Origin of the sequence: Enterococcus larvae (genome assembly GCF_017830045.1) — a bacterium.
GTDB lineage: Bacteria > Bacillota > Bacilli > Lactobacillales > Enterococcaceae > Enterococcus_L > Enterococcus_L larvae.
Genome location: NZ_JAEDXU010000014.1, coordinates 1 through 14,336, shown reverse-complemented (window position 1 = coordinate 14,336; position 14,336 = coordinate 1). Strand labels below are relative to the sequence as shown.

Here is a 14,336-nt window from a genome sequence, read left to right as displayed (position 1 = left end):
GCCTCCACAAGGTAAAAATGATCTCCCTATTTAGTTGAAAATCGCTGTGAGTCTGCGTTTCATACAGTTTATTTTATGTTTTCCCAAAAATACTTTTAAAATTTTACTTTTCGGGCTAAAGTTTGATGTGCGGAAATATAAAACAGGCTATAATGACAATAGATTAACACGGATGAATTCTTTTGTGAGATTTACAAATAGAGTCTTTCCTTACAATATTGTTATTCATTTTATAGGCAAAACAATGATAGAATAAACATAACCTCAGCAAGAGGATTACTTGGATAGAACGTAATTACAACTACAGGGAGATGAGATAGATGAGTATTGCACTTTCAAGAAAAATAATTCAAATGGTTTCTTTTATCGGAATCATTGCTACCATAATTGTGACGATTTACTTTTTAAAATTAGGTGTATTTCGAGATACGAATGCCTTGAGAGGATTAGTCGGAAACTCTGTGATTCTCGGCCCGGTAATTTTTATGTTCATTCAAATTATACAAGTCGTGATTCCCATCATTCCCGGAGGTATCAGTTGTGCGGCCGGTGTATTGATTTTCGGTCCGGTTGCAGGATTCATTTACAATTATGTTGGAATTGCCATCGGCTCAGTTATCATTTTTATGCTTAGTAAAAAATACGGTAAACCACTGGTACTAAGTCTGATCAGCGACAAAACCTACAATAAGTATATTGGCTGGCTGGATAATGAAAACCGTTTTGAGCGATTGTTTATCTGGGCGATCCTGTTCCCGTTTTCTCCAGATGATGCCCTTTGCCTATTGGCTGGTATGACAAAAATGTCTGTAAAAAAATTCACATTGATCATTATCTTAGGTAAACCTTTATCGATCGCAATTTATAGCCTGGCATTGATTTACGGCGGCGGCTATCTGAACACTTTACTAGGCTTTTAAAGCAGAACTATTTATAATGAATATATGGATCGGGACGCTATTCGGTCCCGATTTTTTCATTAAATGAATGCGATGAAATAACCGAGCTTCGCTATTGTCTACATATGAGTCAGTAGCCACTTCTCGTGCAGCACCCCTTTAGACAAAATTATTATAGAAAAAACTTCACTCACATAGATAACAGAGATAGGATGAGCAGCCATGAACTATTTTAAAAACAGTATAGTAAATATTATCGATTTTCTAAAAAGCACAACCGCATATTTCCGTGATGTACTACTGCTTCACGGCTTTATGTTGTTTATCCTGCTCCCCTTTCTTTCAAGTTTGACCAGATTTATTCTGCGCCAAGGAAAGATCGATTATCTTTCCTATGATTCAATTGGAATCATTTTAAGAGAGCATCCCGGTGTTCTAATTGCGCTGTTGCTTGTTCTGTTAGCTATTTTAATCAGTGTCTTTTTTGAATTCACGTTTTTACTTCTAAGTGTTTTCTTCATTAAGAAGAAGGAACCTATTTCCTTAAAGCATCTATTACTGGGAACAATCAGCCAGTTAAAGAAAATAAAACCAAGCACTATCCTATTCTTCTTGTTCTATTTCTTTTTGGTTCTGCCCTTTAGCGGACTGAATTTTAATTCCGATCTGCTTTCAAAGATCAAGATTCCTGCGTTTATTCTGGACTACATTTTTGCCAATCGAGTAATCATCGTTGCTACTGTCATTGTTGTTTATTTACTGCTGATTTACCTGTCTATCCGCTTGATTTTCGCTTTACCGGAAATGATACTAAGAGATCTGCCCTTCAAAACAGCGGTAAGAGAAAGCTGGAATAGCACAAAAAAACAATTCTTTAAGATTTTGGGACAGTTCATCTTTATCGGCGGAACGATTTTAGTGTTATCCACCATCGGTTATTCATTGATCTTCCTAGCTCAAATGGGGATTGAAACCTATTTTCCAGACTACGCACTTCCCGGTGCAGTAATTGCCATGACGTTGCTTCAAGGGATGTTTCTACTGAACATTGTTTTCTCAACGGTTGGTATCTTCTACATTACGATCGATTTCATGGATGATGAAGGCTTCCTTCCTAACCTGCCTTCATGGTATAAAAAGGAAGAAGTAGCTCCCGGCAATCCGTGGACCTTTGCTCGTGCTGCCGGCTTTGCTTTTATAGCTGTTATTTTCGGAATCGGGGTTGGGACATACAATACGAATTACTTAAGTAATTACTCCATCAAAGAGCCGTTGACGATTTCCCACAGAGGTGTCGATGACAGTAATAGTGTCCAAAACAGTTTGGATGCGTTGAGAAAAACAAGTAAGTTCAATCCTTCTTATATCGAAATGGATATTCAGGAGACGAAGGATAAGCAGTTTGTTGTTATGCACGACTTCAATCTAAAAGCATTGACTGGTGTGAATAAACGACCAAATCAGCTGACTTTAGCAGAGCTGCAAAAGCTAACAGCTAAAGAAAACGGAATGGAAGAACCCGTTGTTTCTTTCGATGACTATCTGGCTGAAGCGAAAAAGCTCAACCAACCGTTGTTGATTGAGATCAAAGCCACACCTCAGGACAGCCCTGATATGGTGGACAGATTTGTTAAAGAATACCGAGAAACGATTCTATCCGAAAAACATATTCTTCATACGCTGACATTTGACGTAGCAGCTGAGCTAAAGGAGAAGGAGCCTGATTTTTATGTAGGCTACATTCTTCCTTTTAATATCGTTGGTCCACCAATCGCAACTGTTGATTTCTTTACGATGGAATACACTACATTAAATAGAAACTTTATTGATGCCGCTCACAGCGACGATAAAAAGGTGTACGCTTGGACCGTAAATGATGAGGATACGATGACTCGTATGATGTTTTATGGAGTAGACGGAATAATCACTGACTACATGAAGCTATTGAATGAAACAATCAAAACAGACTTGAAGGAACCGACTTATTCTGATAAGCTCTTCTACTTTGTTACCGGGATTGGCTGATAGAAAAGAGGCTGAAAAAGTATATCACTTTTTTCAGCCTCTTTTAGTGTTTAGCAGCGCACATAGATTCTCGCCTTGATCATTATTGTACGCTCTTTGATTTTCTCTTGAAATACGGATTTATTTTAAGCTATGCCTTGGCTTGCATTCGACTTTTTCCGTCCTGACACATATATAGTAATGGACAGATATCACATTTAGGATTTCTCGCCAAGCAATGATAGCGCCCAAAGAAAATCATCGTATGATGGGTTTTGATCCACAGTTCCTTCGGCACCTTCTTCATCAAGGTTTCTTCTACCTCAGTCACACTGGCATCCAGCTTACAGATTCTCAGTCGCTTTGAGACTCTTTCCACATGGGTATCTACCGCAATCGCAGGTTCCCCAAAAGCATCTCCCATGACTACATTGGCTGTCTTTCTGCCGACCCCAGGTAGTGTGATCAGCTCTTCTCTGGTTTTAGGAACTTCCCCGCCAAAACGTTCAATCAGCTGAGCTGCACAAGCCTTGATGTTTTTCCCTTTATTTCGATAAAGCCCAATCGTCTTGATTTTGTCAATCAGATCATCCAACGGAGCTTCAGCCATCGCTTCCGGCGTAGGATATGCAGAAAAAAGTGCCGGTGTCGCCTTATTGACTGAAACATCTGTCGCTTGAGCACTAAGGATCACTGCAATCAACAGTTCAAAAGGATTTTTATGCTGTAGTTCTCCTACAGCATCTGGAAACATCTCATACATGATCATGATAGCTTCCATTGTTTTTGCTTTTGAAATCATAAGGTTCCTCCTACTCGCTGTCCTCAGGATTCAGCCAATTATGCAACGTAACTTTCGGCAGTTCTTCCTGTGCATGACTTTCTTCATCAATCTCTTTTTGGAGCAGTGTTTGCTTTCGCCTCTTTTGATCTTCCGCAACCTGCTCTTTTGTTGTGATGTTCTTTCTCTCCCAAGCCAAGAGTATTCTATCAATATATTTCAAGCTGTAAGCCTGATTCAAAACTGCTTCTTTTAGCGCTAATCGAATAAGCTCCGGCTTGTAGTTATCTGTTTCCAACCACTGACTGATCATTTCCAGCTCTATTGGTGATAACGGACGTGAAAATTCCTTTTCAAAGCCCTGATACAATTGCTTGATGGATTCTTCCTCTGACTGCAGTTGATGCTGCACTGTCTGTTTCTGCTGGACTCCCTCTATTTTTTGGAAAATGGGAAGCAAATCATAGGTATCGATCATCTGCCCTTGCTCATTTTGCTTTGTGTCAATCCGAATACAGCCTTTAGATACCAGCTCATTCAACAGCTGATACATAGACTCCTTCGGTTTGCCCATGATTAGGCTGATTGCACCAAGATCAGGAAACAAATCGCCCTTTGCTTGAGAACGATACAGCTGAAGTAAAAAGAGAAACTCTTCATCACTTAAGCCGATTTTACGGTAATTTTCAATCACCAAATTTGAAATGGTCGTTTCACCAGCCTGTAAATAATCATACATCGATAACATGGCTGTTCATTCCCTTCTCATAAACTCAATCGGCATTTCACCGATTCCTTCATTTTTAGAATTTCTAATCTGCTTATATAGCTCCTAATAAATATTCATCACATGAAAAGTGAGCTTTTCTCAGCGTACAAAATAATGGAGATCGCGTCATTGTACTTCTTTAATAGGATTTATATAACAGTCATTCCATTATTTATCTGTTGCTTCGATCTGGTATACATCAAAATATACAGCTTTCATGTAGTCGATCAAATAGCTTGGGCTCAGTTCTTCCCCTGTCGCATTCACGATTAGCTCATTCGGCTTTTTAGATGCACCAAAACGATGAATTTTTTCTGTCATCCAATTATAAATCGGCGCATAGTTATCTGATAGAAGAACATCATTCAACTTCACATCCTGTTCCAGTGTATGACATAGTTGCGCTGCGTACATATAACCTAATGCATAGGATGGGAAATACCCAAAACTGCCTCCAGACCAATGAACATCTTGAAGGATCCCTTCCAAATCATTTTCCGGACGGATACCCAGATACTCTTCATATTTGTCTGCCCAAATTTTCGGCAATTCTTCAAGAGCAGCCTCTTCATTAAAGATCATCTTTTCAATTTCATAACGGATGATGATATGAAGTGGATACGTCAGGCTGTCTGCTTCAATCCGAATCAAGCTCGCCTTCGTTTCCTTCAAGCCTCTGTAGAAGGTATCAAAATCAATATCATCAAAAGTTCCTTCTGTGTACTTTTGGAACAATGGATACTGCTTCTTCCAGAAATTTCTATTACTCCCTAAAATAATTTCATTGAACAAAGACTGAGATTCATGAATCCCCATAGAAGCGCCTGTTGACAATGGCGTATAATCATATTTAGGATCGATATTTTGCTCATAAATTCCGTGACCGGCTTCATGGATCACGCCAAAAACTGCCATGGAAAAATTGGCTTCATCCCAACGTGTAGTGATTCTTGCATCGTTACGATTTAAATCCAGCATAAACGGATGAACCGTATCATCCAAGCGTCCTTTAGAAAAATCATAGCCTAGCTGCTGTGCCACATCCATGACAAATCGTTTCTGCTGTTCCTTTGACACATGACGAGACAGAAAATCCGTTCTAGGAACAGTGCCTTTTTCAGCGATTTCTTTTCTGATGCTCATGATACCTGTCTTCAATTCAGAAAACAACTGATCCAATTTTTCAACAGTCAGACCCGGCTCATATTGATTCAACAGTACATCGTAGGCTGTTTTTTCTTCCTTTTGCCAGTGTGGGATAAACTCCTTTAGAAAGGCAATCAAGTCACCGATAGATTGCTTCATCTCAGTGAAATCCTTCTTCGCTCTTGCGTTCAGCCAAGCTGTGTGTGCCTTTGAGATTTCCCCATGATAGGCTTCCATTCGCTCGGGTGCAATGCTATGGTTGCGCTCGTACTCTTCCTTGACTTCTCTGAATACTTCTCCGCCTACCTCAGACAGCTCATCAGGATGCTCTGAGAAATAGGTCACTGCTTCTTGGATGACAGGTCCTGTACTTTTTTCAAAAGCTAATTTATTGAGATAACCGACAACATCTCCACGAAAACTGCTTGATGCTTCGGGCATTCCTGTCTGCCCATCCCACTCAAGAAGTCCCAAAGACTGATTCAACATATCGATCTCTTTTATCTCTCTTAGAAATGACGTCTCGTTCATAATTATCCCTCTTCTTCTGTTCTTGGTTTTCTTGGTGGACGCTCTCCCCAGAATTGGAATAGATCGGTCCGAAGTGCACCATTATAAAGTTTTCGTTTCTTTGTAGCCTTTTCTCCATAATACTGTTCAAATGATAAATCACTCGTCAAAATATATTTGCTCCAAGTTTTCATTGGACGGAATACTTGGCCCATTTCCTTGTACAGCTCTCTTACTGCTTCTTCATCTCCCAGACGTTCTCCATATGGTGGATTAGCAACCATTACGCCGTACTCTTTATCTGTAGAGAAATCTTTGACTGCCAGCTGTTTGAAATTGATTGAGTCGCCTAATCCAATCTCTTCCGCATTAGCCTTAGCAATCTCGATCATCCGGCCATTGATATCTGAACCACTGATATCAAGTTCAATATCATAATCAGCCTGTTCCTCTGCCTCTGCACGAACCTTCTCAACAACAGATGAATCAAACCAGTCCCACGCTTCAAAGGCAAATTCACGATTAAAGCCCGGTGCAATATTATGACCAATCAATGCCGCTTCTATACACAAGGTACCGGAACCGCAAACCGGATCAAAAAATGGACGATCTTTGCGCCAGTTTGTCAGCAGTACTAATGCTGCAGCCATATTTTCCTTAAGAGGCGCTCCACCTTTTTCAAGACGATAGCCTCGCTTGAAAAGACTTGGTCCAGTCGTATCAAGTGTCACCATTACATGATCCTTCAGTAAGGCAACTTCTAATTGAAAGAACGCACCGCTCTCAGGTAATGGTACACTTGCTGGGCGATGATAGACTTCTCGAAGACGATTGACGATGGCGCGCTTGGTGATTGCCTGACAATCCGGTGTACTATAAAGTTTGGACTTGATGGATTTACCTGCTACAGGAAACTCTGCATCAAAAGGCAGAAGATCTTCCCAAGGGAGCGCTTTGACCTTTTCAAATAATTCGTCAAAGCTGTAAGCATCAAATTCACCCACAACGATTTTGACACGGTCGGCTGTTCTCAACCAAAGATTTGCTGTTGCAATGGTCTCCATAGTTCCTTCAAAGCGTGCTCTGCCGTTTTCTACCTGACAAGGGATGCCAAGATCCTTCAGTTCTTTTCCAACCAAGGCTTCAAGGCCGCTGGCTGCTGTTGCAACAAGCTGATATGTTTTATCTGTCATGCTAGTTCTCCTATCTTTTTATTCACACGGATTCATCAGAAAGGCTTCCTAATTTAATGAATCGTTTATAGTCCTATACTTCTATTTCTCACTTTATCGTAAAAGAAAAGAGCTGTTGATTTATCATCACTACAGCCTCTATTCGTAAAAAAAGCCTTCACAACAATGTTGGAAGGTCAGCCTGATTGCCTGTAATTTTCTATAAGCCATGTTCTGTATCAGATTTTTCTCAGGTAAAAAAACTGATGGTTACCATCTATCTGCAGAAGTATTCTGCCTCTTCTACTCGTTCATTTCCTTTAGAAGAGTGCCCCTACCAAAATTTGGGTTGCTCGCTCGAGGGGTTTACCGCGTTCCACCAGCACGGTTTCCCGTACTGCTTCGTCACTGTGGCACTTTCAAGGATACTCAGACATAGCCGAAGCCTTAGCCGTTTTTTCCTGCCGTTACTCTAAAAGAGTACCTTAGCTTATGGTTTCGCTAAGCACGAACACTACAGACATCTCAGTCTGTGCGAGCATGGACTTTCCTCAGCCTGATCACTCAGACCGCGGTAACCCGAAAATTACAGGTATTCATCTGTATAAATCCTAGTAAAGAAATACAAGGATTCATCTATACTATCAATTCTTAGAATTGACGTGTTTCAGCATTATCATGGGACGGTTGTGGTGCTGGTTCGTACGTTGGTGTTGTACGAGGAGGTGCCGGCGTATCATCAAGCTTCTTACCGAAAACTTCTCTTTCCAAGTTAGACAATCTTTTTAGGATATCGAAGTTAGTCACAGCAGCACTCTTAGGTGCTTCCTGCATACCTGCACTTCTTGAAGGCATTGCTTGAGAAACTTTAGATGCTTGATCAAGTTTTGCAGTAAGACGACTGTTTTCTTCTTGTAATGCCAAGATCTCTTTATTAAATGCTTCGTAGTCTTTGATGACGTTATCTAAAAACTCATCCACTTCGATTGGATCATAGCCTCGCATTTTCGATTTAAATTCTTTTTGTAGGATTTCTTTTGGGTTGTATATCAAATTTGCCATATCTACACCTCATTATATTCTTTACTCATTAGCCCAATTCATAATTCAACATTTTCATTGTATCTAAAAACAGCGGGAAAATCAAACAGATTCTTTATTCATGAGAAAAATTTTGTAAATCATCCATAGAAATCAACCGATTTTCATAGAAATGCGTCTCTGCAAAGGATTCTGCGTCTTTAAGAAAATACATACTTTTACCGGGATACTCTTTATCATAGATCATCAAAGCCGCCTGTGAATGGTTAAGAATGAATGTCGTATGCCCTTTTAGCTGTGCCGGCGACTGATACGGTCGACGACTGACAAAATCAACATAATCCGCCTGCCCCTCTACTTTTTCCAGAAGCAGCTTATTCTTTTCATTCCAATTTTCTCCAAAGCCTTGAAAAGGATAAAGAATGCCAAGCTTTACATCATATTCCTGCTTTAACTCCAGAACAACTTCGCCTGCCCAAAGCTCGACACCGAGATTACCTGAAATCAAAAACCATTCAACACCCTCTTCTATAAAGTTGACCAGCTCGCTTTTTAAGACTTTTTTAATAACCGCTGCTTTCGGGTCATTGTCTTGAAATATATTCAATTCGAAGCTCCTGTATCCTGTAACAAATACGGTTTTTACGACTTCCATAAGACTTTCCTTTTCCTTCATGTGCTTTTTTTGATATAATATTCGCTAGGAGTGTGATAGATATGGTTTTTCATTATCCAAACGGAACCCCCTTCAACAATAATGAAGCATCTAAGAAAAAAAAACAAGAAAAAAAGAAGACTGTTGATTTTGCTAAACGGGGCATGGATTTTGAAGACGAGATCAATCAAAGCAACAGCTACTACTTAACACGAGGAGCAGCCGTGATCCACAAGAAACCGACGCCTGTTCAAATCGTGAAGGTCGATTATCCCCGCAGAAGTGCCGCGGTTATCAAAGAAGCCTATTTTAGACAAGCTTCCACGACAGATTATAATGGTGTGTACAAGGGACACTACTTAGACTTTGAAGCGAAGGAAACGAAGAACAAAACCTCCTTCCCCTTCAAAAACTTTCATGAACATCAAATCGTTCATATGAAGCAATGTATGGCACAGCAGGGAATTTGTTTTGTTCTGCTGTGGTTTTCATCTTTAAATCGCTGTTTCTTTCTAAGCGGTGAACGACTGATCCATTACTGGTCAGAACAACCATCAGGAAAAAAATCTCTGCACTTGAATACATTGGAAACCGAAGGAATCGAGATTACACTTGGTCTCGCTCCCAGAGTCCCCTATTTGAAAGCAGTTGATCAATACATTCAAAGTATTCAAAACAATGAATGAAGTTAAATCAAAAAGGAGCAAATAAATATGGCAAGCGAATTCGGGACACGTTCCCAAAAACATGGTACCCAACCCTCGACAGGAATGCCTGGCGGGACCGGTACTCCTAAAAAGAAAAAGAAAATTTTTGTGAAAATACTGATTGGTCTTGTTGCGTTGGGCTTCATCGGGCTATTAAGTGGAGTCGGACTTTTCTGGTTCTATGCGAAAGATGCACCCGAACTGGATGAATCTCGATTAAGCGATACTGTATCCTCAAAGCTTTATGACATCAATAATGAAGTCTTTGAAGATTTAGGATCAGAAAAACGAGAAATCATCCAGCCAAACGATGTACCTCAATTATTGAAGGATGCTGTCGTATCTGTTGAGGATAAACGTTTTTATAAGCATAACGGAGTCGACCCGATTCGGATCGTCGGTTCGCTATTCTCCAACCTTAAAACCGGCGGATTGCAAGGTGGTAGTACACTTACTCAGCAATTGATCAAGCTCTCTTTCTTCTCAACAAAAGCATCTGATCAGACACTGAAAAGAAAAGCACAGGAAGCTTGGATGGCTGTAGAATTGGAAAGAGAAAACTCTAAATCAGAAATCCTTACCTATTATATAAACAAAGTTTATATGGCAAACGGTGTCTATGGTATGGAGACTGCTGCACAGACTTATTTTGGCAAACCATTGTCCGAGCTGAATCTTTCACAGACAGCACTACTTGCGGGAATGCCGCAAGCTCCAAATGATTATGATCCATATACAAACCCGGAATTAGCAAAGGAGCGACGGGACATCGTTCTCCTTACAATGGAACAAAACGATAAAATCACTGAAGAAGAATATAAACAAGCTGTTGCAACACCGGTTGAAGATGGTCTGCAGCCGCTAAACCAATCTACTGCTGATCGAAAAGTCATTGATAATTATGTGACAGAGGTTATTGCAGAGGTTGAAGAAAAGACAGGTAAAAACGTCTACACTGATGGCTTAGATATTTATACAAATCTTGATATGAATGCTCAGAAATACTTATTTGACATCATCAACACAGATCAATATGTAGAATACCCTGATGCTGATTTACAGGTTGCTTCTACTGTGATCGATGTTAAAACTGGACAGGTCAAAGCTCAGATTGGCCGAAGAAATATTCCGGATGATGCCCAATTAACAGAAAACCTGGCAGTTAATACTGGACGCGATGTTGGTTCGACAATGAAGCCTATGGTAGATTACGGTCCAGCAATCGAGTATTTAGATTACTCGACTGGAAAAATGATGGTGGATCAACCGACTACTTATAAAGGAACCTCAACCTCAGTCTTCAACTCCGATTTACAGTATTTCGGATCGATGACCATGCGTAAAGCAATCGTTTATTCAAGAAACACGACGGCTGTTCAGACCTTTGATGCCGTAGGCGGAGATAAAGCCGCGGAATTCCTAAAAGGACTGGATATTGAATTCAACCCTATCGAACAAGCCAATGCGATTTCAAGTAATACCTCTGATCTTGGCGGTGGTAAATATGGTGTATCTTCTCTGAAACTGGCAGCGGCCTACGCCGCATTTGGTAATGGCGGTACGTACAACAAGCCTTATTACGTCAGCAGAGTTGTTTATCAGGATGATTCTGTTGACGAGTTCTCTACTGAGAGCACACGAGCAATGAAGGACTCCACTGCTTATATGATGACAGATATGCTGAAGGATGTTATCACTGAAGGGGTCAATAATGCGGCAATCGACGGTCTGATCCAAGCAGGTAAAACAGGAACCTCCAACTATTCCGATGAAGATCTAGTAAGAATGGGCATGGTTGGTCAATCTAATATTGCCCCAGACAGCAGCTTCGTTGGCTATAGCACCCATTATGCGATTTCCGTCTGGACAGGCTATGAAAATCGAGATACACCAATCCATTCAGAGTACTGGGGAACGGCCTCAGACATTTACCGGGAAATGATGCTTTATCTTTCTCAAAGTGTATCAAACGACGACTGGGAAATGCCTGATAGTGTAGTTCGTATTGGTTCAGAGTTGTATGTAAAAGGCGCTCAGACACAGACATCGATATATACGAGCGAGGTTCAAACAAGTACTACGACTTCTGAGTCAAGCAGTGAGAGCTCATCCAGTTCATCAAGCTCAAGTACTGCCGAAGAACCTACTCCGACAGTCGAACCGGAACCGACGCCAAGTTCTGAAGAAGAGCCGACACCTAGCTCCGAAGAAGAACCAACGCCAAGCTCTGAGGAAGAGCCGACGCCGGACCCCACCCCGACACCTGATCCGACACCGACGCCCTGACGGATCACAAATAGATAATTCAAAACCCCTATAAGACAGATCCGCTTTATTCAACGGCTGCGCTTATAGGGGTTTTTTTGAACAAACAAAAAACCTGTCAAAAGCAAAATTGCTCTTAACAGGTCTTACGTTTCATTTTTTCTATTTCTGATTCTCCAATGCCGCTCCTACAAAGCCTTTGATCAAAAGCTGCGGACGGTTTGGACGGGAAATCAATTCCGGATGGAACTGACAACCTACGAAGAATTTTTTCTCAGGTATTTCAACAATTTCAACTAAGCGATTGTCAGGAGATACACCAGAGAACACCAGTCCGTTATCTTCAAAAAGCTGACGGTACTTATTGTTAAATTCGTAGCGGTGACGGTGGCGTTCCTGAACAACCTCCTGCTCACCATATGCCAGTGCAGTAACACTGCCTTTCTTCAACTTACAAGGGTACAACCCTAAACGTAATGTACCACCAAGATTTTCAATATTCTCCTGATCGGCCATCAAATCAATGATATTGTTTGTTATATCCGGATTGGTTTCAGCAGATCCTGCGTCTTCAAGACCTACAACATTGCGTGCAAATTCTACACACGCCATCTGCATACCTAAACATATGCCTAAGAAGGGCACATCATTTTCACGGGCATAACGGATTGCTTCAATCTTCCCTTCAATTCCTCGATCACCAAATCCGCCAGGAACCAAAATGCCATCCGCTTTACCTAAAAGCTCCTCAACATTTTCAGCTGTAACATCTTGTGAATCTACCCAATCGATTTCAATATCTGAATCAAAAGCAAAACCGGCATGTTTCAACGACTCAACAACAGAAAGATAGGCATCCGGTAATTCAACGTATTTTCCAACAAGAGCAATTCTTGTTTTCTTCTTCAGATTCAACACTTTTTCTTCCAGTGCACGCCAGTCTTCCATATCAGCCTGTGGTACATCCAGTTTTAAATGGTCACAGACGATCTGATCCATATTCTGCGCCTGCAACGCTAATGGGATAGAGTATAGTGTTTCCACGTCTCTGGACTCAATCACAGCCTCAGGAGCAACATCACAGAATTGAGCCAATTTATTCTTTGTGTTTTGAGACACAGGAAGCTCTGTTCTTACCACCAAAATATTGGGCTGGATACCCAAGCTGCGCAATTCTTTCACACTATGCTGTGTTGGTTTTGTCTTCATTTCCCCTGCGGCTTTCAAGTAAGGGATCAATGTCGTATGGATGTACATCACATTATCTGCACCCACATCCGCCTTCATCTGACGCAAGGCTTCCAGAAACGGCAATGATTCGATATCTCCAACAGTTCCACCGACTTCTGTAATGATAATATCAGAATCTGTCATACTTGCTGCACGCATGATTTTTTCTTTGATTTCATTAGTAATATGAGGGATAACCTGTACCGTAGCACCTAAGTACTCCCCTTTACGTTCTTTTCTTAAAACCTCTGAATAAATTTTTCCTGTTGTTACATTTGAATATTTGTTCAAATTGATGTCGATGAATCGTTCATAGTGACCTAAGTCCAAGTCAGTTTCAGCACCGTCATCTGTAACAAACACTTCTCCATGCTGGTAGGGACTCATTGTTCCCGGATCCACATTGATATAAGGATCAAACTTTTGAATCGTCACTTTCAATCCGCGATTTTTCAGTAAGCGTCCGAGAGAGGCAGCCACAATCCCTTTTCCGATTGATGAAACCACGCCGCCAGTAACAAAAATATATTTTGTCATAATTACAAAAACCCCTTCGTATAAATTATTTAGAGAGAACATTGAATAAATTTACTCTTATAAAAAAAGAAAACGCCCCTATCCAAATGAATAGGGAGCGAGTAACATTCAATTTCTGACCTTTTAAAAGGTGCCCAAGTAGTATAATACAAGCAAAAGCTTTCAAGGTCAAGTGATAATGTGAAGATAGCGTTTTATAACAATCATAATCTAATTTTACGACTGGCAGGTCTTTTTTTCATTAAAAGAGGTTGGATTTTCCAATCCAACCTCTGACTTTCTTTCCTACATCAAGCTTTGATATAGCGCAATGATTTCTTCTACTGATGCGTCTCTTGGATTCCCCGGTGTACACACATCCTTGAAGGCATCCTGTGCGATGTGCGGAATGTCCTCCGCCTTCACCCCCAGCTCGGAAATTGTTGCAGGAATGCCGACATCCTTACTTAACTGGTCGATTGCTTCACACGCGGCATCACGCACACCTTCGATACTCGTTGCTTCTGCACCTTCCAAGCCCAAAGCAATCGCGATCTCACGGTATTTCTCAGTGGTAAAATCCTTGTTGTATTTCATCACAGTCGGTAGTAAAGACGCACAGGCTACGCCATGAGGAATAT

Annotated in this window: 11 protein-coding genes, 1 other RNA gene and 1 pseudogene; 4 read left to right on the top strand and 9 right to left on the bottom strand. The window is 40.9% G+C overall.

Translation table 11 applies throughout. From position 1 onward, the window contains the following. The first annotated feature begins 320 nt into the window (after positions 1-320). Entirely contained in the window at positions 321-920 is a 600-nt protein-coding gene (locus I6N96_RS18290; protein ID WP_209559019.1) for a TVP38/TMEM64 family protein, read from the top strand. Positions 921-1,121: 201 nt separating this feature from the next. After that, positions 1,122-2,924, top strand: a complete 1,803-nt coding sequence (locus tag I6N96_RS18285; protein WP_209559018.1) for a glycerophosphoryl diester phosphodiesterase membrane domain-containing protein — start codon at positions 1,122-1,124, stop codon at positions 2,922-2,924. A gap of 130 nt (positions 2,925-3,054) precedes the next feature. Here the strand turns inward: I6N96_RS18285 and nth are convergent, their stop codons facing one another. From nth to I6N96_RS18250, 7 genes are all read right to left on the bottom strand, one after another. Then, entirely contained in the window at positions 3,055-3,705 is a 651-nt protein-coding gene (nth, locus tag I6N96_RS18280; RefSeq protein ID WP_209559017.1) for an endonuclease III, read from the bottom strand. Between the two features lie 10 nt (positions 3,706-3,715). Then, positions 3,716-4,432 carry a DnaD domain protein gene (locus I6N96_RS18275; protein ID WP_209559016.1) on the bottom strand — a complete coding sequence of 239 codons (717 nt, stop codon included), beginning with the start codon at positions 4,430-4,432 and terminating at the stop codon, positions 3,716-3,718. A 189-nt stretch (positions 4,433-4,621) separates the two neighbouring features. Further along, entirely contained in the window at positions 4,622-6,130 is a 1,509-nt protein-coding gene (locus I6N96_RS18270; RefSeq protein WP_209559015.1) for a carboxypeptidase M32, read from the bottom strand. A gap of 2 nt (positions 6,131-6,132) precedes the next feature. Then, positions 6,133-7,302, bottom strand: coding sequence for a THUMP domain-containing class I SAM-dependent RNA methyltransferase (locus tag I6N96_RS18265; RefSeq protein ID WP_209559014.1), 1,170 nt, complete (start codon positions 7,300-7,302; stop codon positions 6,133-6,135). 197 nt (positions 7,303-7,499) lie between these two features. Next, positions 7,500-7,868, bottom strand: an RNA gene (rnpB, locus tag I6N96_RS18260) — RNase P RNA component class B. Positions 7,869-7,932: 64 nt separating this feature from the next. Next, positions 7,933-8,343, bottom strand: coding sequence for a cell division regulator GpsB (gene gpsB, locus I6N96_RS18255; protein ID WP_209559013.1), 411 nt, complete (start codon positions 8,341-8,343; stop codon positions 7,933-7,935). 94 nt (positions 8,344-8,437) lie between these two features. Then, complete coding sequence (locus tag I6N96_RS18250) at positions 8,438-8,977, bottom strand: SLOG family protein (protein WP_209559012.1); 540 nt, start codon at positions 8,975-8,977, stop codon at positions 8,438-8,440. A 62-nt stretch (positions 8,978-9,039) separates the two neighbouring features. Here I6N96_RS18250 and recU point away from each other — a divergent pair, with 62 nt between their 5' ends. Then, a complete protein-coding gene (gene recU, locus I6N96_RS18245) occupies positions 9,040-9,663 on the top strand; it encodes a Holliday junction resolvase RecU (RefSeq protein WP_209559011.1) in 624 nt (207 codons plus the stop codon). 27 nt (positions 9,664-9,690) lie between these two features. Then, entirely contained in the window at positions 9,691-11,970 is a 2,280-nt protein-coding gene (locus tag I6N96_RS18240) for a PBP1A family penicillin-binding protein (protein ID WP_209559010.1), read from the top strand. Positions 11,971-12,111: 141 nt separating this feature from the next. Here I6N96_RS18240 and pyrG read toward each other — a convergent pair whose 3' ends face one another. Both pyrG and I6N96_RS18230 read right to left on the bottom strand, forming a co-directional pair. Further along, complete coding sequence (pyrG, locus tag I6N96_RS18235; RefSeq protein WP_209559009.1) at positions 12,112-13,716, bottom strand: CTP synthase; 1,605 nt, start codon at positions 13,714-13,716, stop codon at positions 12,112-12,114. 285 nt (positions 13,717-14,001) lie between these two features. Next, positions 14,002-14,336: pseudogene (locus I6N96_RS18230) on the bottom strand (lactaldehyde reductase); the annotation flags it as partial.

Excerpts from the sequence above, each read along its gene's own strand:
- I6N96_RS18290 (WP_209559019.1), top strand. The coding sequence starts at position 321 with ATGAGTATTGCACTTTCAAGAAAAATAATTCAAATGGTTTCTTTTATC.
- I6N96_RS18285 (WP_209559018.1), top strand. The coding sequence starts at position 1,122 with ATGAACTATTTTAAAAACAGTATAGTAAATATTATCGATTTTCTAAAA.
- nth (WP_209559017.1), bottom strand. The coding sequence starts at position 3,705 with ATGATTTCAAAAGCAAAAACAATGGAAGCTATCATGATCATGTATGAG.
- I6N96_RS18275 (WP_209559016.1), bottom strand. The coding sequence starts at position 4,432 with ATGTTATCGATGTATGATTATTTACAGGCTGGTGAAACGACCATTTCA.
- I6N96_RS18270 (WP_209559015.1), bottom strand. The coding sequence starts at position 6,130 with ATGAACGAGACGTCATTTCTAAGAGAGATAAAAGAGATCGATATGTTG.
- I6N96_RS18265 (WP_209559014.1), bottom strand. The coding sequence starts at position 7,302 with ATGACAGATAAAACATATCAGCTTGTTGCAACAGCAGCCAGCGGCCTT.
- gpsB (WP_209559013.1), bottom strand. The coding sequence starts at position 8,343 with ATGGCAAATTTGATATACAACCCAAAAGAAATCCTACAAAAAGAATTT.
- I6N96_RS18250 (WP_209559012.1), bottom strand. The coding sequence starts at position 8,977 with ATGGAAGTCGTAAAAACCGTATTTGTTACAGGATACAGGAGCTTCGAA.
- recU (WP_209559011.1), top strand. The coding sequence starts at position 9,040 with ATGGTTTTTCATTATCCAAACGGAACCCCCTTCAACAATAATGAAGCA.
- I6N96_RS18240 (WP_209559010.1), top strand. The coding sequence starts at position 9,691 with ATGGCAAGCGAATTCGGGACACGTTCCCAAAAACATGGTACCCAACCC.
- pyrG (WP_209559009.1), bottom strand. The coding sequence starts at position 13,716 with ATGACAAAATATATTTTTGTTACTGGCGGCGTGGTTTCATCAATCGGA.